The organism is Lysinibacillus sp. RS11 (assembly GCF_042019215.1).
In the GTDB taxonomy this organism is placed as follows: domain Bacteria; phylum Bacillota; class Bacilli; order Bacillales_A; family Planococcaceae; genus Lysinibacillus; species Lysinibacillus xylanilyticus_A.
In genome coordinates this window covers 3997253-4020108 of sequence record NZ_CP168124.1, presented here as the reverse complement: position 1 = coordinate 4020108, position 22856 = coordinate 3997253, and the positions used below count along the sequence as shown (strand labels likewise).

Here is a 22856-nt window from a genome sequence, read left to right as displayed (position 1 = left end):
GGAAGTATTTATGTCGGAAGAAAAAATCTATGATGTTGTAATAATTGGTGCAGGTCCTGCTGGTATGACTGCAGCTGTTTATACGTCGCGTGCCAACCTTTCAACTTTAATGATTGAACGTGGTATCCCTGGTGGACAAATGGCGAATACAGAAGAAGTGGAAAACTATCCAGGGTTTGATACAATTTTAGGGCCTGAACTTTCTACAAAAATGTTCGACCATGCAAAGAAATTCGGTGCTGAGTATGTGTATGGCGATGTGACTGAAATTATTGATGGTGAGGAATATAAAACAATAAAATCAGGTGCTAAAGAATACAAAACACGAGCAATTATTCTTTCTACAGGTGCGGAGTATAAAAAAATGGGCGTGCCGGGCGAAAAAGAACTTGGAGGCCGTGGTGTCAGCTATTGTGCAGTATGTGATGGTGCATTCTTCAAGCAAAAAAATCTTGTTGTCGTAGGTGGCGGGGATTCTGCTGTTGAAGAAGGGGTTTACTTAACTCGCTTCGCAGACAAAGTAACAATTGTGCACCGTCGTGATAAATTACGTGCGCAAAAAATTCTTCAAGACCGTGCCTTTGCAAACGAAAAAATTGATTTCATTTGGAATGCAACAGTCAAAGAAATTAATGAGGCTGAAGGTAAAGTTGGAAGTGTAACACTACAATCAACTGTAGATGGTACAGAATCTAATTTTGTTGCGGATGGCGTATTTGTATACATTGGTATGCTACCGTTAACTAAACCATTTGAGTCTCTAGGGATTTTAAATGAAGCTGGTTATATTTTGACAAATGATAATATGGAAACTACCGTACCTGGTATATTCGCTGCGGGAGATGTGCGTGAAAAGTCACTTCGTCAAATCGTTACAGCGACAGGTGATGGAAGTATTGCAGCACAAGCAGTACAGCATTATGTGGAAAAATTATTAGAAAAAATTAATGCTTAAAGTGGATCAAGACTAAAATCTGTTTTGATTGACTCAACACCAAAAGTTGTGGATGACATTTGTTAAAACTTATGCCAATATAAGTTGGAACGGAAATCAACCACACGATATGGTGATGATTCTCTTGATGAAATTTTAAGGAAAAATATACAATTTTAATACGGTTTTAATATTGTTGTAACTTGAATGACATATAAAAGGTGTAATATATAAAGTGTAATTAGCAATCCCCCTTTTAATTTGTTTAGTAGGTTGTTTCCACCAAATTAGGTGGAGCAACCTATTTTTGTTGTGATTAAAAATTTTGATTTTTTATTGCACCGTTTCATATGTTTAAGTAGCGGTTAAAACATAGTTCCCGTAGATAGTAGTGAAGCTAAAATTGCTATGCACCTAAAGTTCTGAATGGAGGACAAACCTTGTTTGGTCTTGTTATAATAAAAGGTAGAATGCAAAAGTGATTAGAGGTGTGCCTATGCAAAGAATTGCAAATTTAATAGCCGTAAAAGACGGTCAAATATTATTACTTCAGAAGCCGAGACGCGGCTGGTACGTAGCTCCTGGCGGTAAAATGGAGTGTGGTGAGTCAATCTATGAGGCTGCTGTACGTGAGTTTCAAGAAGAAACAAATGTCACACCATTAAATGCTCATTTAAAGGGTGTTTATACGATGATTATTAAAGAAAATAATGAGATAGTGGATGAATGGATGCTTTATACATTTGTTGCCAAGGATGTAGAAGGTGTACCGTTTGTTGAAACTAGAGAGGGCAAACTTGCATGGCACCCAGTAGAGGATTTAAAACATTTGCCTATGGCTGAAGGTGATCGAACAAATTTACAATTTGCCATCTCACAATCAGGCATTCAGTACGGTACGTTTGAATATACGACTGATTTTGAATTACTTCATGAGAAAATACAAATATCAATAGAACAATAAAGGAGCTGCATGACAGTGGTGGTTGAAGACCGAAAAAATACACATGAATTGGTTATTATTACAGGAATGTCTGGCGCTGGAAAAACAGTAGCGATTCAAAGCTTTGAGGATTTAGGGTATTACTGTATTGATAATTTACCACCAGCGTTGCTCACAACATTTTTAACCCTGCTCAGGGATTCGGGTAAAAATATTACACGTATTGCAGCTGTCATGGATATGCGTGGTGGCGACTTTTTTGATTCTCTTATTGGCGCACTCGACCATATTCTTAAAGAAGGCGATATTGTTGCACGAATTTTATTTTTAGATGCGGATGATGCAACTTTAGTTAGACGTTATAAGGAAACAAGACGTGCACATCCATTGGCTGTAAATGGGTTACCGTTAGATGGCATTAAACAAGAACGGAAGCTTTTATCGGAAGTAAAGGGTCGCGCTAAATTTATCTATAATACATCTAACATGAAGCCAAAAGCGCTACGCGAAAAAATTGTTAAAGAATTTGCCAGTGATGCCGATAATATTTTCTCAGTAAATATCATGTCTTTTGGATTTAAACATGGTATGCCGATAGATGCAGACTTAGTGTTTGATGTTCGTTTTTTAAAAAATCCATACTATGTAGAAGAGTTACGCCATAAAACGGGTTTACAAACTGAGGTATCTTCTTATGTTCTGGCACTTGAAGATACGCAAACACTCATTCAAAAATTAACGGATCTGTTTGAATTTATGATTCCTCTTTATAGACAAGAGGGCAAATCACAACTTGTCATTGCTTTTGGTTGTACTGGTGGACAGCATCGTTCGGTGACATTAGCTGAATATTTCGGGGCGTTTTTAGCCAATAAAGAAAATGCTGTTATTACACATCGTGACATCAATCGTAGAAAGGATTGAGTGAATGGGAAAGAAGCGAACTAAGCTTGTTGTAATAGGTGGTGGTACAGGGCTCTCTACTTTACTACGAGGGCTCAAGCACCACCCATTTGAAATTACTGCAATTGTGACAGTAGCTGATGACGGTGGTTCTTCAGGACGCTTACGGGATGACTATGATATTCCACCACCTGGTGATGTTCGTAATGTTATTGCTGCGTTATCGGATGTTGAGCCACTTGTAGAGCAAATGTTTCAATATCGATTTTCAGCATCAGAAGATTTACGTGGACATTCATTAGGGAATTTAATGTTGACTGCTTTGACGGAAATTACCGGAGATTTTAACCATGCTATTAGTGAAATGGGAAAGGTTTTAAAGGTCCATGGTCGCGTCATACCAGCAGCCAACAAAAAGATAAATTTACATGCAGAGCTAGAGGACGGTTCAATAATTGAAGGTGAATCGAAAATTCCAATGGCTAAAAAACGATTGAGTCGTGTTTTTTTAGTGCCTGAAAACGTGCAACCGCTACCAGAGGCTATTCGAGCAATCAATCGTGCTGACTATATTTTAATTGGTCCGGGAAGTTTATATACAAGTATTATTCCAAACCTTCTTGTAAAAGGAATTGGTGAAGCCATTATAAGGGCTAAAGGAAGAAAAATATACGTTTGTAATTTAATGACTCAAAAAGGTGAAACGATTTCCTATACAGCAGGTGACCATGTGCAAGCTTTATACAAACATGTTGGAGATTCCTTTATTGATTCTATTTTAGTAAATGATGTAAAACTACCGCATCCTGTAGAAGAGCTTTATAAGGAAGAATGTGCTGAGCCAGTAACTTTTGACGTTGCGAAGCTTGAAAGTATGGGATTAGAGGTTATTAAACGAGATATTGCTACGATTCGCTCAGATGGGACGGTTCGTCATAATGCAGCAAACGTTGCAAAATGGCTTGTAGATTACGCAAATATCTATAAACAAAATATAAGTGAACCAATTATAGAATCATAAAGCGCTATTTGTATATGATAAGATGGACATATACATAGAACTAAAGGTTGGTTGGAAAGGGGGGCTTGATATGTCTTTTGCTTCTGAAACTAAAAAGGAATTGACCCAAATAGAAGCAGACAATCATTGTATGAAAGCAGAAGTATCTGCCCTAATTCGTATGAATGGTTCATTATCGTTTGCTAATAAACAGTTAAGCTTAGACGTACAAACGGAAAATGCTGCAATCGCAAGAAGGCTTTATACGATTATGAAAAAGCTGTATCCATATAATGTAGAGTTACTTGTTCGAAAAAAAATGCGTTTGAAAAAAAATAACGTATACATTTGCCGTGTAAGAGAAGGTGCGCGAGAGCTACTAATCGATTTAGAAATCATCTCAGACGATTTTCAATTTAATCATACTATATCTCGAGAGCTCATAAAAAAGGGTGGTCAAAAAAGAGCGTATTTACGAGGCGCATTTTTAGCAGGTGGTTCTGTCAATAATCCAGAAACATCAGCATACCATTTAGAAATTTATTCATTATATAAAGAGCATGGCGAGGCTTTAATGGATTTGATGAATGAATTTGAGCTAAATGCAAAGACAATTGAACGAAAAAAAGGCTTTGTAACCTATTTAAAAGAAGCGGAAAAAATTTCTGATTTTCTTAATATTGTAGGCGCTCATCAAGCAATGATGAAATTTGAAGACGTTCGCATATTGCGAGACATGCGGAATAGTGTTAATCGAATTGTTAACTGTGAAACAGCAAATTTAAATAAAACAATAGGTGCAGCATTACGACAGGTAGAGAATATTCGTTTTATTGAAAATTCAATAGGCCTAGATCAATTGCCTGAAAAGCTTCGTGAAATTGCACGATTACGAGTAGAATATCAAGATGTAACCCTAAAAGAACTTGGTGAGATGGTATCAAGTGGAACGGTTAGTAAATCAGGAGTCAATCATCGATTAAGGAAAATCGATGAAATTGCCGATGCATTAAGAAGTGGTGAAAAAATTGATGGTTAAATTTTCATACTTTTCAGGTATGAATGTCATGTGTAATCGCGTATTGTTCTTTTGCTAGTAAGTGAGGTAAGATAAAACTAATAAAATGAACGGTAGTAAAGGGGAGTTTTGAGAATGACCGAGAGAAGAGTCCATGTAAAATTAAAATTAGGACTACAAGCTAGACAAGCGGCGCTATTCGTACAAGAGGCAAATCGTTTTAGCGCAGATATCTTTCTTGAGAAAGAAGAGAAAAAAGTAAATGCTAAATCCATTATGGGTGTAATGAGTTTAGCTATTGCAAAAGGAACAGAAGTTGTCCTTAGTAGTGATGGGAACGATGCTGAGCAAGCGGTAACAGCATTGGCAGCACTAATCGAAGAAGAAGATTAAACAACCTATAATGCAAAAACTGTCCAAGCTGTAAAACTTACATGCTGGGCAGTTTTTTTGCGTCTTTGCAACGCAGAACAAAAGAGCCTGAATGACGGAAGGAAAGGTCGAAGAGACGGAAAGAAAGGCTGAAACGACGGAAAGAAGAGCCGAAGCGACGGAAAGAAAGGCTGAAGCGACGGAAAGAAAAGACTGCGACGGAAAGAGAGGCTGAAGCGACGGAAAGAAGAGCTGGAGCGACGGAAGGGAAGGTCGAAGAGACGGAAAGAAAAAACCGCGACGGAAAGAAAGGCTGAAGCGATGGAAAGAAGAGCCGGAGCGACGGAAGGAAAGGTCGAAGCGACGGAAAGAAAAAACCGCGACGGAAAGAAAGGCTGAAGCGAAGGAAAGAAGAGCCGGAGCGACGGAAGGAAAGGTCGAAGCGACGGAAAGAAAAGACCGCGACGGAAAGAAGAGCCGAAGCGACGGAAAGAAGAGCCTGAGCGACGGAAGGAAAGGTCGAAGCGACGGAAAGAAAAGACCGCGACGGAAAGAAGAGCCGAAGCGACGGAAAGAAGAGCCTGAGCGACGGAAAGAAAGGCCGAAACTACGAAAAGAAAAGTCAAATATAGGGTAGAACCATTAGGTAATGGATAGAATGACCAAAGTGATGGATAGAAGAGCCAAAATCGTGGATAGAACCGCCAAAATCATGGATAGAACAACCAAAGTGATGGATCACCCCATCAAACCATACATACATGGATGTCGAACAAAAAAAGACATCTCAGAAATAATCTGGGATGCCTTTAACTTTTTTATTTGCGTTCCATAATTTGATCGATTAAGCCGTATTCTTTGGCACGCTCAGCAGTCATGAAGTTATCGCGATCTGTATCTCTTGAAATTACTTCAAGCGGTTGACCAGTGCGTTCTGATAAAATGCCATTTAATTTTTCGCGTAAGAATAAAATACGTTTTGCAGCGATTTCAATCTCAGTTGCTTGACCTTGTGCACCGCCAAGAGGTTGGTGAATCATTACTTCGGCATTTGGTAATGCGAAGCGTTTACCAGGTTCACCAGCAGCAAGTAGGAAAGCACCCATAGATGCTGCCATACCAATACAAATTGTTTGTACTTGTGGCTTAATGATTTGCATTGTGTCATAAATTGCCATACCAGCAGTGATTGATCCGCCTGGTGAGTTGATGTAAAGAAAGATATCTTTATCTGGATCTTCTGCTTGTAGGAATAGAAGCTGAGCAACAATGGAGTTAGCTACATTGTCGTCAATCGCGCTTCCTAATAAAATAATACGGTCTTTTAGTAGTCGTGAATAGATGTCATAAGCACGTTCACCACGACTTGTTTGTTCAATAACTGTAGGAATTAAATTCATGTTAAATCCTCCTTAAAAAACTAAATTCGAATACTTTTGCTGATAACATCCATTGTGTATCAGCTGTATCCTTATCATACACATTATAGTCAGGGAAGGTCAAATATTATCCCTGCTAAAGTGAAATTAAATAAATAGCCAATACTGAAAACTGTTCATGACTAAAACAGTATGGTTGATGTAACGAAGTGTAAGCGCCAAGAAGGCTTAGTTCACACTACGGGAAGCGTCCTTCTGTCGTGAAATGGATAGTCAAGTACATATTTTGATGAAGAGTCTAAAAAAAATTAAAATCTTTTTGCATTCTATAGTTGAATTATGAGCAATACGTTTGTATAATTGGTAAGGTCATAAGTTAAAGTACAGTACACTATTTTGCAGGTATGCTTCAAATGAGGATTATCTACATCATGCTTTTTGGAAAGCCTTTGAGTGAGTACTTTTTTTTTGTGTCTAATTGCCCTCGTGGTGTAATGGATAACACGTAAGATTCCGGTTCTTGCACTGGGGGTTCGATTCCCTCCGAGGGCGCCATTTTACTGATTATTTGATTTACTTTTATAGCAATTCTCCTAATAAGTAGTTTAGCAGCCTGCTTAGTGGAGAATGAAGGGAAAATAGTGGGAATTCTGCTTAGTTAGCATTATTCCCTTATGTGTTTCTTTCAAACCTTCAAAAAAGCAATAACTCCAAATTATTTTTTAGTGAACATACTGTACGTGAAGACTAGTATACTAGTCGGAAAAAAGAATCCTTTCTGAGGGGATTCTTTTTTTTTGCCAAAATATATCTATCTTCGGCATAGTTCGAATTTGTATAAATATACAATTTAGGTTAGATTTTTGTTCATTCATACCGTTTTTTGCTAAAAAAACCAACTAAAATTAATTTTTATGAAAAAACAATTACTTTTATGCGAATTGTTGTTGTCTAAAGTGAATAATGTCACTATAATTGACCTAATAGTCTAACATTTCCGAATTAACAAACAATAAAATGTGTTTCGGGAAGGTAATGGAATAAGGGGGAAAATACTATGAAAAGAAGTTTATCGATGCTATTGATGATCGTGGCAGTATTTGCATTAGTTCTAGCTGGCTGTGGTGCTAAAGAAAAGACATCATCTGGTAGCGAGCCATCTGAGGGTGAGGATGGTAAAAAAGTTTATAAGGTAGGAACAGAAGCTACCTTTGCGCCATTTGAATCACTTGACGATAAAGGAAATGTTGTAGGAATTGATGTCGATATTTTACAAGCAATTGCTGATGAGATGGGCTTTGAAGTGGAATGGCAAAACATTGGTTGGGAGCCTGTATTCCAAACGATTAAAAATGGTGAAACAGATATCGGTGCATCTGGCATAACAATCAATAAAAAGCGTAAAGAGTCATTTGACTTTACTGAGCCATATTATGAATCTCAATTATTAATCGTTGTAAAGGAAGATTCAAAGATTAAATCATTAGCTGAATTAAAAGATAAAAAGATTTCAGTACAAATTAATGCTACTGGACATGAAGCTGCTAAAAAGCTGCAAGGAGAATCAAGTACAAATATTTTGGCGTTTGAAAATCAACCAGTCGCTATTCAAGAGATGCTAAACGGAAACGTAGACGCAGCAATTGGTGATAATGCGGTAGTGTATGAATATATTAAGGCACATCCAAACGAAAAACTTAAAATAATAGAAGATGATGCATTTGAAAAAGAATATTATGGGTTTATGGTTCAAAAAGGGAACACAGAGTTGTTAAACCTACTAAATGAAGGTCTGAAAAAAATTAAAGAAAACGGTAAATTAAAAGAAATTACAGGCACAGAATTTAAAGAAAAATAATGAATGCGTGATGCCACTAGTATAGTTATAGTTAGCGGCCCATTAATTTTCATTCAGCAAATGTCTTCTGTAGTGAAAGCAACGCATCAGCTACAGAAGACTCCTATCTCTAAAGGTGGCGGGATGAATGAGTATGAGGTTCTTGTGTCGGCCTTCGTGTAGGTCTAGGCACAATTCAAAATCTGCACGCAACTATACCAAGGCGAAATGATTTTTTGGATTAACTCTAAAGGGGAAGTGGGGTTTTCGGATGGACATCTTTGACTTACGCTGGGACACAGTCTGGAACTACCGTGATATGTTTATACGTGGTATTGGCGTGACGCTTGTTTTAACACTTAGTGGTTATTTTGGAGGAATTCTTTTAGGGTTATTTTTAGGTCTTGGAAAATTATCAGATAAAAAATGGATTTATTGGCCATGTAAGTTATATGTAGATTTATTCCGTGGGACTCCGATGCTTGTGCAAATCTTATTAATTCACTTAGCGGTGATACCGTCAATTTTTGGGCATTCACTAGGCTATATGGTTTCAGGGATTACGGCACTTATTTTAAATTGTGCGGCATACAATGCAGAAATTTTCCGTGCGGGCATTCAAAGTATTGCTAAAGGGCAAATGGAGGCAGCTCGTTCTCTGGGCTTAACGCATAACCAAGCGATGCGTAAAGTTATTTTACCCCAAGCTTTTAGACGTATGATTCCGCCGCTAGGCAATGAATTTATCGCCTTATTAAAGGATTCATCTTTAGTAACCGTTATTGCGGCTCCAGATATTTTATATGCAAGTAAAGTAGTGGCAGGTGCTAGCTTCCGTTTCTGGGAACCATATATTGTTGCAGCCTTATTATATTTAATTTTAACGTATGGTGTAACAAAGATTGTAGCATTTATTGAAAAACGATTTAGTAATAGCTATGTCCCTCGTAAGGCAGAAGGGCGGGAAGCACGATGATTAAGATTGAAAATTTACACAAATATTTTGGTAAGCTGGAAGTATTAAAGGGTATTGATTATGAAATACAAGAAAAGCAAGTTGTTTGTGTTATTGGTCCTTCAGGCTCGGGGAAAAGTACATTTTTACGTTGCATCAATATGCTAGAAGAAGTAACAGATGGTGCAATTTATATTGAGAATGTCAAAATTAATGATCCAAAAACAAATATTAATGCGATTCGAGCTGAAGTGGGGATGGTGTTTCAGCAATTTAATTTATTCCCACATATGACTGTTATTGATAATGTGACGATGGCGCCAATGCAAATCCGTAAGATGGGAAAGCCGGAAGCGGAAGCACTCGGACATGAGCTCTTGAAAAAGGTCGGTCTTGATAGTAAGGCTTATAACTATCCTGAACAGCTTTCAGGAGGTCAGCAGCAACGTGTTGCCATTGCTCGTGCTTTAGCAATGAAGCCAAAAGCTATTTTATTTGATGAACCTACTTCGGCACTTGACCCTGAAATGGTCAAAGAGGTGCTAGACGTTATGAAAAATCTAGCCGCTGAAGGAATGACGATGATTGTTGTTACTCATGAAATGGGCTTTGCTCGTGAAGTTGGCGATCGTGTTGTCTTTATGGATGGTGGCTATATTGTTGAAGAGGGAACACCTAAAGAAATTTTCAGTAACCCACAAAATGAACGAACAAAAGCCTTTTTAGGAAAAGTACTTTAATAAGGAAAGAGCAATCCCTAGTGATTTTTCATCACAATAGGGACTGCTCTTTTTGTATTTAATGAAGAGGATTTTTTGTAGTGTCAAATGAATTAAGCATCGTTTGCATATCTTGTTGAGAATATTGAGGTACTTGATAATAGCCATGCTTATTTTGGTAAATAGATAATTCGTATGCCATTTCGATGCAGTTGGGAATACTATCTGCAACAACACGACGAACGACAGGGTTTGTCGTTTCTGTTGCAGCCGCAGTCATACATTTTGCCGCGCCTTTTTGAGCACCAAGTAAGAAGCCAGAAATTGCTTCATCATTGATCTCACTCGCATTTTGCATAGGCTTTTTTGGCTGTCCAGGGTTTAAGCCGAATTTAAAATCATGCCCTGTTTCCATTTGATAACGACCTGTAGGAACAGATGGATCATGACCAGTTTTAAATGACTCCACAATGGTATTATACATGCCTAGTGTGAAATTATATTGGCGATCCAAAATGCTAAGTAACTCAGTGTCCTTAACCTGAGGTCGTAAAAGAATAGATTGATTCATACCAGCAATGATTTCGCCAAGTGTTTCATGCATGTCCATTACTTCATGTCCACCATGATTTAGGCTGTGCTGTTGGTTGAATGATGTTTGGTTAGATGGTTCATTGTAAAACGATTGTGACAAAAAAAACGCCTCCTTAATGACATAGTTTATTGCAGTATTTAGTATGTCGTTTTAAATAAATTTCATACGGTATATGTGCAATTCACATTTTTATTGGTCTAAAAGGAAATTTTTCTTTAAATATTTTCAATTATTGACAAAAGGACTAAAATTGTTATAATTTTCATTGTATCGACAAGCGATATAACGAGAACTGATATAAGGGAGGAAGAAATTTTGAATAAAAGATTTTTAACAGCATCATTAGCAGTTATTTTAACAACATCTACTGTCATTCCCGTTTCTATGCAGGAAGTGCGCGCTGCCAATGAAACTAGCGGTCAAGTAGAAGTAAAAGAGGAACAGTTATCTGCTAAGCAATTTCTAGATTTAGCTGTAACTTCTCTAACATTCCAACATGGATCAGAGACAATGCGTCAGCAAATCATAAGTCAGTGGGTAAAAGGTGAAGAATTAAAAGATTTAAGTGTGAAAATTAAACGTGATGAAGCAGCGCGTATTTTAGTAAGAGCCTTAGATAAAGAGGAAAAAGAAACAACACTTGCTGAGTATCAAGAAAAAGCCAATAAGCTTGGTTTATTCAACGGTCTTTCAACTAGTGAAACAATTTCTAAACAAGACGCAGTCAAGATTCTGAATAATGCAAAAAAAGTACAAAACGGTGTAAATAATGAAGGCGTGAAAGAAATTTCCGTTGAAGATTTTATGAAAAATCCGGGAAGCTTTGGTCATTCACTTTCACCAGACGGTAACTACATAACGTATAACGCTGAATGGGAAAATCGTTCAAATGTTTTCGTGAAAAAAATGAATGATGATAGCGAGCCAGTACGTGTATCTAGTTCAACAGATCGTGATATCGCTGGATCCTTCTGGAAAGGTGATAATCTACTATATGTAAAGGATAAAGGTGGAGATGAAAACTTCCACATTTATTCAACATCATTTAATGGTAATGAGGAAAAGGATTTAACACCATATCCAAATGTAACAGTTGGATTATTAAACGGTTTAAAGGGCGTTAAAGACGAAATCCTTATTATGATGAATAAAGAAGATGCCAAAGTCTTTGATGTGTACAAGCTGAATGTAAAGACTGGTAAAACTACACATGTTGCTAAAAACCCAGGGAATATTATTAGCTGGTTAGCGGATCGTGATGGCAATGTGCGTATGGCAGTTGCATCAGATGGTGTAGAAGGAACTGTGCTTTATCGTGATTCAGAAAAAGATGAATTCAAGCCATTTATAGAGTTCGAAGCAGGGGAACAAGTAATGCCACTTACTTTCTCTAAAGACAATAAACATATTTATGCAACTTCTAATAAAGGAAGAGACAAAGTAGAAGTAGTGAAATATGATTTAGAAGGTAAAGAAGAAGTAGTTATGTCCAACCCAGAAGTGGATGTAACAGGCGTATTATATAGTGCTGATAAAGATAAATTATTATACGGTACTTATGTAACAGATAAGGTACATTATCAATTCTTTGATGAGGACTTTGAAAAATTATTCCGTAAAATTCAAAACAAATTAGGTGTGCCTGAAAGTGAATTAGGTATCAATGATTACAATAAAGATATGACAAAGTTCATTGTTAGCGTTGCTAGTGACACTGTTTACGGAAAATATTATTACTACGATTCAACAACGGATGAATTGACAGAATTGGCAACATTAAGTCCTTGGTTAAACCCAGAAGAGCTTGCAGAAATGCATCCAATCTCTTATAAGAGTCGAGATGGCTTAACAATTAACGGTTATTTAACTTTACCGAAAAACAAAGAGGCTAAAAATCTGCCACTTATCGTCAATCCGCATGGTGGACCATGGTTCCGTGATATGTGGGGCTTTAATCCAGAAGTGCAATTATTAGCAAACCGTGGTTATGCGGTACTACAAGTGAATTTCCGTTCTTCAACTGGTTACGGAAAAGAATTCCTTGAAGCTGGTAATAAGCAATGGGGTCTAAAAATCCAAGATGATATTACAGATGGTGTACAATGGGCAATTGACCAAGGTATTGCAGACCCAGAACGCATCGGAATTTACGGTGCATCATTTGGTGGTTATGCAACGTTAGCTGGTATCACGACTACACCAGATCTATATGCAGCAGCAGTTGATTATGTAGGCGTATCGAATATCTTTACATTATTAAATACAATTCCTCCGTATTGGGAAACAGTGCGCAACATGTGGTATGAACGTGTAGGTCATCCAGAAAAGGATAAAGAGCTATTAACAGCTGCTTCACCTATCTTCCATGTGGATAAAATTAAAACGCCATTATTTGTAGCTCAAGGTGCAAATGATCCACGTGTCAATAAAGCTGAATCTGATCAAATCGTTGAAGCATTACGTGCAAGAGGCGTAGATGTGGAGTACATGCTGAAAGATAATGAAGGCCATGGCTTCCAAAATGAAGAAAATAAAATTGAATTCTATAATGCAATGCTAAAATTCTTAGATAGTCATTTAAAAAAATAATACAAAAGAAAGACTGTGCAGGAAGTAAGCTTCTTACACAGTCTTTTTCTAGTTGTTAAGGAAACTATAGATTTTTAAGTTGTGGGTAACCAATGGCGTAGTTTTCGTCTAGGCTAAAGCGCTATGTCGCTTCGATCCATCAGGCAAAAGTGGTGGAGCGTTTACTTTTTTTCGGGTTCTTGAGTAACAACGGTTGTCTAAATACAATAATAGATTATCAAAACATGTTCTAAAATAAACAAATATTGATTTTATTCATTTTAAAATTAATGCTATATTTTGAGTGTTAAAGAGGAAGATGGAAGTGTAAATCTGATGATCACAAAGATGAACATTTTGCATTAAGTAAAAATGAAATAAAATATGGTTATTGAATACACAGATCATGGAAATCTAAAATAATATCCAAAAGCAAGGGGTTCAGGATATCTCTTGTTCTTAATCGCTTTGATTTCTTTTAATTATCGAAACCATTAATTGACAAAAATGCTAAAGTTGTTATAATTTCATTGTGTTGACAAATGATATAACGCGGACTGATATAAGGAGGAATCATTTTGAAAAAAAGATTTTTATCAGCATCATTAGCAGTTATTTTAACAACATCTGTTGTCATTCCTGTATCTATGCAGGAAGTGCGCGCTGCCAATGAAACTAGCAGTCAAGTAGAAGTAAAAGAGGAAAGTTTATCTGCTAAGGAGTTTCTAGATTTAACTGTAACAGCACTAACATACCAACATGGATCACAAACAATGCGCCAGCAAATTATTGATCAGTGGGTAAAAGGTGAAGAATTAAAAGATTTAAGTGCGAAAATTAAACGTGATGAAGCAGCACGTATTTTAGTAAGAGCCTTAGATAAAGAGGAAAAAGAAGCAACCCTTGCTGAGTATCAGGAAAAAGCCAATAAGCTTGGTTTATTTAACGGTCTTTCAAATAGTGAAACGATTTCTAAACAAGATGCAGTTAAGATTCTGAATAATACGAAAAAAGTGCAAAACGGTGTAAATAATGAAGGTGTGAAAGAAATTTCCGTTGAAGATTTTGTGAAAAATCCAGGAAACTTTGGCTATTCACTTTCACCAGATGGTAATTACATTACGTATAATGCTGAATGGGAAAATCGTTCAAATGTTTTCGTGAAAAAAATGAATGACGATAGCGAGCCAGTACGTGTATCTAGCTCAACGGATCGCGATATCGGTGGATCTTTCTGGAAAGATGATAATTTACTATATGTAAAGGATAAAGGTGGAGATGAAAACTTCCACATTTATTCAACATCATTTAATGGTAATGAGGAAAAGGATTTAACACCTTATCCAAATGTAACAGTTGGGTTACTAAGCGGTTTAGAGGGCGTTAAAGACGAAATCCTTATTATGATGAATAAAGAAGATGCCAAAGTCTTTGATGTGTACAAGCTGAATGTGAAGACTGGTAAAACAACACACGTTGCTAAAAATCCAGGTAATGTTAGTAGCTGGTTAGCAGATCGTGATGGCAATGTTCGAGTGGCAGTAGTTTCAGACGGTGTAGAAGGAACGGTCCTTTATCGTGATTCAGAAAAAGATGAATTCAAGCCATTAATTGAAATAGAAGCCGGGGATGATGTAAGTCCTTTTAGTTTCTCCAAAGACAATAAATATATTTACGCTACTTCTAATAAAGGAAGAGATAAAGTAGAAGTGGTTAAATATGATTTAGAAGGTAAAGAAGAAGTAATTATGTCCAACTCAGAAGTGGATGTATCAAGTGTATTATATAATGCTGAGAAAGATAAAGTATTGTATGGGGCATATGTAACAGATAAGCTACATTATCAATTCTTTGACGAGGAATTTGAAAAACTATTCCGTAAAATCCAAAACAAATTAGGTGTGCCTGAAAGTGAATTAGGCATCAATGATTACAACAAAGAGATGACAAAATTCATTGTTAGCGTTTCTAGTGACACTGTTTACGGGAAATATTATTACTATGATTCAACAACAGATGAATTAACAGAAATGGCAACATTAAGCCCTTGGTTAAACCCAGAGGAGCTTGCAGAAATGCATCCAATCTCTTATAAGAGTCGAGATGGCTTAACGATTAACGGTTATTTAACTTTACCGAAAAACAAAGAGGCTAAAAACTTACCACTGATCGTCAATCCACATGGTGGTCCGTGGGCACGCGATATGTGGGGCTTTAATCCAGAAGTGCAATTACTAGCAAACCGTGGTTATGCCGTGCTACAAGTGAATTTCCGTTCTTCTGCGGGTTACGGAAAAGAGTTTTTAGATGCGGGTAATAAGCAATGGGGTCTAAAAATTCAAGATGATATTACAGATGGTGTACAATGGGCAATTGACCAAGGTATTGCAGACCCAGAACGCATCGGGATTTACGGTGCATCATTTGGAGGGTATGCAACGTTAGCTGGTATTACGTTTACACCAGATTTATATGCAGCAGCAGTTGACTATGTAGGTGTATCAAATATCTTTACATTATTAAATACAATCCCTCCATATTGGGAAACAATGCGTAACCAACTTTATGAGCGCGTAGGGCATCCGGAGAAGGATAAAGAGCTATTAACAGCAGCTTCACCTGTCTTCCATGTGGATAAAATTAAAACGCCATTATTTGTAGCACAAGGCGCAAATGACCCACGTGTAAATAAGGCTGAATCTGATCAAATCGTTGAGGCATTACGTGCAAGAGGCGTTGATGTCGAATATATGCTGAAGAACAATGAAGGTCATGGCTTCAGAAATGAAGAAAACCGTATTGAATTCTATAATGCAATGATTAAATTCTTAGATAGTCATTTAAAAAAATAATATGAGAGAAGACTGTGCAGGAAGTAAGTTTCTTGCACAGTTTTTTTCTAGTTAGAGGCCTGATCATAAGGGATTAATACTAATAAGAGAGTTGGCAAGTAAGGGGGATTACAGTATCTTACTTATAGAGAATTGTTTCGATTTATAATTACTTTATGGAGGTGCTGTAAGTGAACGTGAAATTTTTTAGTCGAGCTAATTGTGGATTATGTGTAGAGGGACTGCATACATTAAAGCTTGTACAGGAGGATATAGATTTCGATATTGAAATCATTGACATTGAAGAAGACGAGGACATACATGAAAAATATATGTTAATGATTCCAGTAGTAGAAAAGGATGGGCAAGTTATACAATACGGCAATTTGGATTATGCAACACTCATGGAGCATTTGTGTACCGAATAACAAAGGGGGATTTGCTAATGTACATACCAGTGGCTTTTAGAATCATTCAAATAAAAGGCAGCAATTAGTTATACAAAAGTTAGAAGAAATCAAACATACAAATGAGCAGCAAATCGCTCATTTAATGAAGCAAAACATAAAGTGAATGAAACCTTCCTAAAAATTTCGCATCTCTTCTGCTACATATGTGGCGTGAAGAGGGAGCGGAATTTTTTTGGTTGCAGTACCCAAATCTTAAGGGGGAAAAACCACAATTCACAAATTGTTCAATGAAAGCGTTATGAATTTGAACAGTTTGTGAAGACCTTCACATTAGGCTTTATTTTTAAAAAAATCGGAGTAGAATAGGAATCAAGTAAGAGGTTGTTATAAAACAGTTTTTAAAAGTATCACGATTTTTAGTGGTTGTTATATTACAAAAACATAAACATATTTGAAGGGAGATTTTACAATGTGGGTTATTACAGTATTTGAGAAAAAGGACGTTCGTATTTTTGAATACACAAATAAAAATGAAGCAACAAAAGCTTTAGGCGGATTTAAGAAAAACGCAATATTATCTTTCACAAAATAAGCTAACTAAAAACTCGTAGCCATGTCTAATTGGTTACGAGTTTTTTATTGTGTTGAAAAACAAAATGGTCAAGGATTTTAACTAATAAGAGGTATCCATTTCATATTAGATTAAATTTTATTACAAAGTCCGATTATTTGTAATAAAGATTGGTCATTTATATTAAAGTGTGCACTAAATTAGATATTTAATGATAATGTCCATTTTATATATAATAAGGTAATAATGTATAATTATCTATAGTATAGTATTTATTTTTTTTATCATATACTTGCCAAAAGGAGATTGAAATTTATGCGTGAAACCTGTGTTCCGACTGGCGTGGAATTAAAAGACACTAGCTTTGGATATACGTTGTCCGTAATTGGTGGTAAATATAAAATGATTATTATGTATTGGCTGTCTGAAAATAAGGTTATGAGGTTTAATGAGTTGAAGCGATGTATCGGTACTATTCCCTTTAAAACGCTAAGCATGATGTTAAAAGACTTGGAGACAGATGGCCTTATCATACGCAAGGAATTTCCCCAAATACCTCCAAAAGTTGAATATTCATTATCTGAACGGGGTCTTTCGATTATTCCCGTGTTAAATATGATGTGCGAATGGGGGGAGCAAAACCGTTTGTCAGCTCAGGAGGCTTTACAGAGGTAGGCACAGAGCTATGTTGTTTCAATCAAAGAGGCTGGGACATAACTGGTCAAAACCTTAAAAAGCGTGAGAAATCAATTTTAGAAACGTTGATTTCTCGCGCTTTTTCTGATGCGAAGGTTTTTAATTTTGCTTAGAATATATAATTATGTCACAGCCTCTTTCTTATTCAAAAAAGCAATCTTTTACAGGTTGTCAACAAAATTCAAATAATCTTGTGAGCTTTTTTCCAATTCGCCTTTAAATTGTACATTTTCCATACTAGGTGCTTTTTCTGTGCCGTAAAACGCAAAGAATGAACGATAATCTGCATTGCAGTATAGGAAGGTAGTTTCAAAAGGAGATAATAAATGTTCGAGTGTATAGCGATATCTTCCTTCTTCACTATAATCTTTTTTACTAATGCCTGCTGATACAGCTAAAGCAACTTTGCGATTCATTAATTTATTCCCGCCATTTGAACCATAAGCCCAACCATAAGCAAATACATCGTCAAGCCATTTTTTAAGGAGAGGCGGACAATTAAACCAATATATAGGGAACTGAAGAACAAGATTTCCATGAGATTCAACCAATTTTTGTTCTTTTTCTACATCAATGTTTCCATTGGGGTACACTTTATACAATTCGTGTACAGTATACTTTTCCGGATATTTTTTAAGTTCTGTTACCCATCGCTTATTTATGACAGAAGTATTTATGCTAGGGTGAGTTACGATAACTAGAGTTTTCAAAGTTTAGTCCTCCCAAGAATTATTTATTTCTTCTCGAGTATAAAGAACAAACCACTAATATATAAGTATGCACATTTAGTACAGGTACTTTCATTAAGGTAAGTGTCCCGACTTAAATGGCGGGTACGATTGTCGAACAAGTAGAAAATGATCCATAAAAAACGAATCCTGTATCTGCCGGATAAGAATTCATTTTTTCAATCTTTTTTCAAAATGGGTGGGGTTTTTCTATTGTACCATCAATGTTTGTAGCGCACTTCTGATCAAACTTTATTTTAAAGCCCATTAGAGATGCAATAAAAATTTCTCCCAATGTGCCTCAGCACCATATATGATTAAGCCACTTTGTTGTAAATAATAATTTTTTATGCCAATACATAGCATTTACTTGCTCTTTATTTTCATGCGTATTATAATGAAACCATAAGTGGGACATAATTTTATATAGTGGGACAAAATACAACCCACAACTATCAAAAAGGGAGTAGATGAATATGTTATCTGTACCTGAGGCACAGCAAAAGCTACTTCCAGAAATATCTCCGCTTCTTCAATCAAGATATCGTATTTTGCAAACAGTTCAGCTAATGCAGCCAATTGGGCGTCGAACACTTGCGGATTCACTTAAAATGACCGAACGAGAAATTCGTAAAGAAACGGATATTTTACGTGAGCAAGGGTTATTAGATTCTCTAAAATCGGGTATGGTATGTACAGACGATGGTGAAGTAGTTATTGAAAAACTAAGAGCACTAGTCTATGAATGGTCTGGTCTTACACAGCTAGCTAAATTACTGGAAAATCATTTTGGCTTACAGCGCGTAATTGTTGTTCCAGGTGATTACAATGAAGACGATACGGTATTAACATTGCTTGGAAAAGAGGCGGCACATCAATTTATATCAACAAGCTTTGATGGTCAGATAGTAGCTGTTACGGGTGGAAAGTCGGTTGCATCCATCACGCAATTCTTACATCCAGCTGATACACACAACATTACATTTGTTGCTGCACGTGGAGGCATTGGACATGAAATGCAAATGCAAGCTAATACACTTGTCTCGACCTTCTCCATGCAGATGGATGCACAATATCGTACCTTGTTTTTACCTGAGCATTTAAGTGAGCAGGCTTATCAAGCGATGTTAACAGAGCCAATGGTAACTGAAATGATGGATTATTATGATCGTGCAGATTGTGTCATTCATGGTATTGGCTCGGCAGAGGAAATGGCTGTTCGTCGTAATTCATCACCTGAGGATTTGCGGATTCTCGAAGAAAAGGGAGCAGTTAGTGAAGCATTTGGCTATTATTTCAATGCAGAAGGCGAAATTGTACATCGAATTCGAACAATCGGTATTCAGTTTGAGCAAGTTCAAAGAAGTAAGCAAGTCATTGCAGTTGCTGCCGGTAAACAAAAAGTGAAGGCCATGCTATCGTACTTTAAGGTAGCACCAGAGCAAACAATTTTTATAACGGATGAGGCAGCTGCAAAAGCGATCGCTGAAGGATTACCTTCTTATAAATGAATACACCGTCTTTAGAGATGGAAAAAGTAATAGGTAACTCGTAGCTCAGCGGGTGAAATAACACCCTCTGAATGAGTATAAAAGCAAAATCTATCATTTAAACATTATTGGAGGAATTGACAATGGCATTAAAATTAGCGATTAATGGATTTGGACGTATTGGACGATTAGTATTTCGTGAAGCATTGAAACACGATGAATTTGAAGTGGTTGCAGTAAATGACCTAACAGATGCAGGTCAGCTTGCACACTTATTGAAATATGATTCAGTACACGGTATCTACGATGCTGATGTTTATGCAGAAGGCGATTCTTTTGTAGTAAATGGACAAAATATTAGAGTTTATGCTGAGAAAGATCCGTCTAATTTACCTTGGGGTGAACTAGGTGTAGATGTAGTACTTGAATGTACAGGTAGATTCCGCTCAATGGAAGAGGTAGGCAAGCATATTCAAGCAGGTGCTAAAAAAGCAATTCTTTCAGCTCCAGCGAAAGGTGACATGCCGACATTTGTAATGGGTGTAAACCACGAGGACTACAATCCTAAAACAGATGACGTTATTTCAAACGCTTCTTGTACAACGAACTGCCTAGCACCAGTAGCTAAAATACTTGATGAAAAATTCGGTATTGCGCGCGGTATGATGACAACAATTCATTCTTACACAAACGATCAACGTATCCTTGACTTCCCGCACTCTGATCCACGTCGCGCACGTGCCGGTGCAGTGTCAATGATTCCAACAACAACAGGAGCGGCAGTAGCGGTTTCAAAAGTATTACCTCAATTAAAAGGTAAATTAGATGGTTTCTCTATGCGTGTACCGACACCAAACGTGTCATGTGTTGACTTAGTAGTAGAGCTAAAATCAGAAGTAACAAAAGAATCCATTAATGCTGCATTAAAAGAAGCTTCAGAAAACGAGCTTAAAGGTATTTTAGGATATAATGAACTACCATTAGTTTCAATTGACTACAATGGTAACCATAACTCTTCAACTGTAGATGGACTATCTACAATGGTATTAGAAAATAGTATGGTGAAGGTTCTAGCATGGTATGATAACGAAATTGGTTATTCTACTCGATTAATGGACTTAGCTTTATATATCGCAGAAAAAGGATTAGATCATAAATAAGTATCATAATTCGACATTTGAAGTAAAAAGTGTGACATAATACCGCTTTTTACGCACAAAAAGTATAGCCTTTATAATATCTAAAAGATATAATATACAAGGGTAATGAGAGTAAGGGAAATTTACCCTTACTCTTTTTTTATACGTTATATAAGTAAGTGTGCTTTTCTTATGAATGGTTATGCTAATGCAAGACATCGAACAAGACTTTTGCTACTATTAAAAACAAGTAAAAGGGTACTTCACCATAAAGTGGGGTTGATTTCCGTTCCGACAGGGCGCTTTCCTGGGGGCGTCCGATGAGCCGCTTCACTCGCGATGCTCGCTCCAGGGTCTCATCTGTGACGCTGATCCCCGAGGAGTCGCCCAGTCTGCACTCCAATCAATTTATATACATGGCATACGTTTTAACAAATGCCATTCCTAATTTTGGTGATGATAGACCGAATAATTTTATCTAATACAGTATAAGTTAGTGAATGATGTGAAGAGCCAAGATGGGTGAATCCAAGAAATTCACGACTAAAAATTTGAAGGGGGTTTCTTCATGTTAAACAAGAAGACGATGAAAGATATTGATGTAAAAGGCAAGCGCGTATTTGTACGTGTTGATTTTAATGTACCAATGGCAGATGGTGTGATTACTGACGAAACACGTATTCGAGCAGCGATCCCTACAATCGAATATTTGGTTGAGCAAGGTGCAAAAGTAATTTTAGCTTCTCACTTAGGACGTCCAAAAGGTGAAGTAAAAGAAGATATGCGCCTAACTGCAGTAGGCGTTCGTCTAGCTGAGTTAATGGGTAAACCTGTTACTAAATTAGATGAGTCGATTGGTCAAGCAGTAGAAGAAGCTGTTGCAAACATGCAAAATGGCGACATGCTTCTACTTGAAAATGTACGCTTCCACGCTGGTGAAGAGAAAAATGATCCAGCATTAGCAGAGCAGTTTGCAAAATTAGCGGACGTTTATGTGAATGATGCGTTTGGTGCCGCTCACCGTGCACATGCGTCAACAGAAGGAATTGCAAAGCACATACCAGCTGTTTCTGGTTTCCTTATGCAAAAGGAATTAGATGTGCTAGGTAAGGCATTATCTAACCCAGAGCGACCATTTACAGCAATTATCGGTGGTGCCAAAGTTAAAGATAAAATTGGTGTTATTGAAAGCTTATTAGAAAAGGTAGATCACCTAATTATCGGTGGCGGTCTATCATTCACATTCATTAAAGCGCAAGGCTACGATATCGGTAAATCTTTATTAGAAGAAGATAAAATCGACCTAGCAAAATCCTTTATTGAAAAAGCGAAAGCAAAAGGCGTGCAATTACATATGCCGGTCGATGCAGTTGTCGCAAATGAATTTTCAAAAGATGCAGAAACTCAAATTGTAGATGTAGATGCGATTCCTGCCGATTGGATGGGCTTAGATATCGGTCCGAAAACAGCTGCGAATTATGCTGAGGTTATTAAAGATTCTAAATTAATTATTTGGAATGGACCAATGGGTGTTTTTGAAATGGATAAATTTGCGAATGGTACAAAAACTGTAGCTGACGCAATGGCAACAACAACTGGTTATACAGTGATCGGCGGTGGAGATTCTGCAGCAGCAGTCGAAAAATTTGAAGTTGCCGATAAAATGGACCACATTTCAACTGGTGGCGGTGCATCACTTGAATTAATGGAAGGTAAAGAGCTTCCAGGAATTGTGGCATTAAACGATAAATAAAACAATTTGGGAGGC

22 protein-coding genes and 1 tRNA gene are annotated in these 22856 nt (G+C 36.9%); 18 read left to right on the top strand and 5 right to left on the bottom strand.

All coding sequences use genetic code 11. From position 1 onward, the window contains the following. Positions 1 to 10 precede the first annotated feature (10 nt). The 6 genes from trxB to AB9L17_RS20760 all read left to right on the top strand — a co-directional run bounded on the left by trxB (position 11) and on the right by AB9L17_RS20760 (position 5191). Positions 11 to 955, top strand: coding sequence for a thioredoxin-disulfide reductase (trxB, locus tag AB9L17_RS20785; RefSeq protein WP_068985972.1), 945 nt, complete (start codon positions 11 to 13; stop codon positions 953 to 955). 475 nt (positions 956 to 1430) lie between these two features. Next, complete coding sequence (locus AB9L17_RS20780) at positions 1431 to 1898, top strand: NUDIX domain-containing protein (protein ID WP_068985971.1); 468 nt, start codon at positions 1431 to 1433, stop codon at positions 1896 to 1898. Positions 1899 to 1907: 9 nt separating this feature from the next. Beyond that, entirely contained in the window at positions 1908 to 2801 is an 894-nt protein-coding gene (gene rapZ, locus AB9L17_RS20775) for an RNase adapter RapZ (RefSeq protein ID WP_068985970.1), read from the top strand. A 4-nt stretch (positions 2802 to 2805) separates the two neighbouring features. Then, positions 2806 to 3801 (top strand): gluconeogenesis factor YvcK family protein, encoded by a 996-nt coding sequence (locus AB9L17_RS20770; RefSeq protein WP_223553850.1) that lies wholly within the window; start codon positions 2806 to 2808, stop codon positions 3799 to 3801. Positions 3802 to 3871: 70 nt separating this feature from the next. Next, positions 3872 to 4819: a DNA-binding protein WhiA gene (gene whiA / locus AB9L17_RS20765; RefSeq protein WP_068985968.1), complete on the top strand. Its 948-nt coding sequence runs from the start codon at positions 3872 to 3874 to the stop codon at positions 4817 to 4819. A 114-nt stretch (positions 4820 to 4933) separates the two neighbouring features. Continuing rightward, on the top strand, positions 4934 to 5191 hold the full coding sequence (locus tag AB9L17_RS20760) for an HPr family phosphocarrier protein (RefSeq protein ID WP_068985967.1): 258 nt from the start codon (positions 4934 to 4936) through the stop codon (positions 5189 to 5191). A gap of 5 nt (positions 5192 to 5196) precedes the next feature. On the opposite strand, the gene AB9L17_RS20755 is transcribed toward AB9L17_RS20760, so the two are convergent. Beyond that, entirely contained in the window at positions 5197 to 5796 is a 600-nt protein-coding gene (locus tag AB9L17_RS20755; RefSeq protein WP_375199739.1) for a hypothetical protein, read from the bottom strand. Between the two features lie 192 nt (positions 5797 to 5988). Then, positions 5989 to 6570 carry an ATP-dependent Clp endopeptidase proteolytic subunit ClpP gene (gene clpP, locus AB9L17_RS20750; protein ID WP_068985964.1) on the bottom strand — a complete coding sequence of 194 codons (582 nt, stop codon included), beginning with the start codon at positions 6568 to 6570 and terminating at the stop codon, positions 5989 to 5991. A gap of 459 nt (positions 6571 to 7029) precedes the next feature. On the opposite strand from clpP, the gene AB9L17_RS20745 reads away from it, so the two are divergent. The 4 genes from AB9L17_RS20745 to AB9L17_RS20730 all read left to right on the top strand — a co-directional run bounded on the left by AB9L17_RS20745 (position 7030) and on the right by AB9L17_RS20730 (position 10081). Beyond that, positions 7030 to 7104 (top strand) — tRNA-Arg (locus AB9L17_RS20745). A gap of 502 nt (positions 7105 to 7606) precedes the next feature. Further along, on the top strand, positions 7607 to 8407 hold the full coding sequence (locus AB9L17_RS20740; protein WP_068985963.1) for a basic amino acid ABC transporter substrate-binding protein: 801 nt from the start codon (positions 7607 to 7609) through the stop codon (positions 8405 to 8407). Positions 8408 to 8657: 250 nt separating this feature from the next. Next, positions 8658 to 9362 (top strand): amino acid ABC transporter permease, encoded by a 705-nt coding sequence (locus AB9L17_RS20735; protein ID WP_068985962.1) that lies wholly within the window; start codon positions 8658 to 8660, stop codon positions 9360 to 9362. Further along, entirely contained in the window at positions 9359 to 10081 is a 723-nt protein-coding gene (locus tag AB9L17_RS20730; protein WP_375199738.1) for an amino acid ABC transporter ATP-binding protein, read from the top strand. Before AB9L17_RS20735 ends, AB9L17_RS20730 begins: the two co-directional genes overlap by 4 nt. A gap of 58 nt (positions 10082 to 10139) precedes the next feature. On the opposite strand, the gene AB9L17_RS20725 is transcribed toward AB9L17_RS20730, so the two are convergent. Next, the gene (locus AB9L17_RS20725; protein ID WP_068985960.1) at positions 10140 to 10754 is read right to left on the bottom strand and encodes a spore coat protein; all 615 of its coding nucleotides are present in this window, start codon (positions 10752 to 10754) and stop codon (positions 10140 to 10142) included. 216 nt (positions 10755 to 10970) lie between these two features. Here AB9L17_RS20725 and AB9L17_RS20720 point away from each other — a divergent pair, with 216 nt between their 5' ends. The 5 genes from AB9L17_RS20720 (at position 10971) to AB9L17_RS20700 (ending at position 17710) form a co-directional block, all read left to right on the top strand. Then, complete coding sequence (locus tag AB9L17_RS20720; RefSeq protein WP_068985959.1) at positions 10971 to 13244, top strand: S9 family peptidase; 2274 nt, start codon at positions 10971 to 10973, stop codon at positions 13242 to 13244. A gap of 557 nt (positions 13245 to 13801) precedes the next feature. Further along, positions 13802 to 16075 carry a S9 family peptidase gene (locus AB9L17_RS20715; RefSeq protein WP_375199737.1) on the top strand — a complete coding sequence of 758 codons (2274 nt, stop codon included), beginning with the start codon at positions 13802 to 13804 and terminating at the stop codon, positions 16073 to 16075. A gap of 170 nt (positions 16076 to 16245) precedes the next feature. Beyond that, complete coding sequence (locus AB9L17_RS20710; protein ID WP_375199736.1) at positions 16246 to 16482, top strand: glutaredoxin family protein; 237 nt, start codon at positions 16246 to 16248, stop codon at positions 16480 to 16482. 451 nt (positions 16483 to 16933) lie between these two features. Next, complete coding sequence (locus tag AB9L17_RS20705; protein ID WP_263297453.1) at positions 16934 to 17056, top strand: hypothetical protein; 123 nt, start codon at positions 16934 to 16936, stop codon at positions 17054 to 17056. Between the two features lie 294 nt (positions 17057 to 17350). Beyond that, entirely contained in the window at positions 17351 to 17710 is a 360-nt protein-coding gene (locus AB9L17_RS20700; protein WP_068985956.1) for a winged helix-turn-helix transcriptional regulator, read from the top strand. Positions 17711 to 17892: 182 nt separating this feature from the next. On the opposite strand, the gene AB9L17_RS20695 is transcribed toward AB9L17_RS20700, so the two are convergent. Continuing rightward, a complete protein-coding gene (locus AB9L17_RS20695; RefSeq protein ID WP_375199735.1) occupies positions 17893 to 18441 on the bottom strand; it encodes an NAD(P)H-dependent oxidoreductase in 549 nt (182 codons plus the stop codon). 494 nt (positions 18442 to 18935) lie between these two features. On the opposite strand from AB9L17_RS20695, the gene AB9L17_RS20690 reads away from it, so the two are divergent. Then, positions 18936 to 19970 (top strand): sugar-binding transcriptional regulator, encoded by a 1035-nt coding sequence (locus AB9L17_RS20690; protein ID WP_068986840.1) that lies wholly within the window; start codon positions 18936 to 18938, stop codon positions 19968 to 19970. A gap of 122 nt (positions 19971 to 20092) precedes the next feature. Continuing rightward, the gene (gene gap / locus AB9L17_RS20685) at positions 20093 to 21109 is read left to right on the top strand and encodes a type I glyceraldehyde-3-phosphate dehydrogenase (protein ID WP_068986839.1); all 1017 of its coding nucleotides are present in this window, start codon (positions 20093 to 20095) and stop codon (positions 21107 to 21109) included. Positions 21110 to 21293: 184 nt separating this feature from the next. On the opposite strand, the gene AB9L17_RS20680 is transcribed toward gap, so the two are convergent. After that, positions 21294 to 21422 (bottom strand): hypothetical protein, encoded by a 129-nt coding sequence (locus AB9L17_RS20680; protein WP_263297454.1) that lies wholly within the window; start codon positions 21420 to 21422, stop codon positions 21294 to 21296. 234 nt (positions 21423 to 21656) lie between these two features. Between AB9L17_RS20680 and AB9L17_RS20675 the strand changes: the two genes are divergently transcribed. Beyond that, a complete protein-coding gene (locus AB9L17_RS20675) occupies positions 21657 to 22841 on the top strand; it encodes a phosphoglycerate kinase (RefSeq protein WP_068986838.1) in 1185 nt (394 codons plus the stop codon). Positions 22842 to 22856 lie beyond the last annotated feature (15 nt).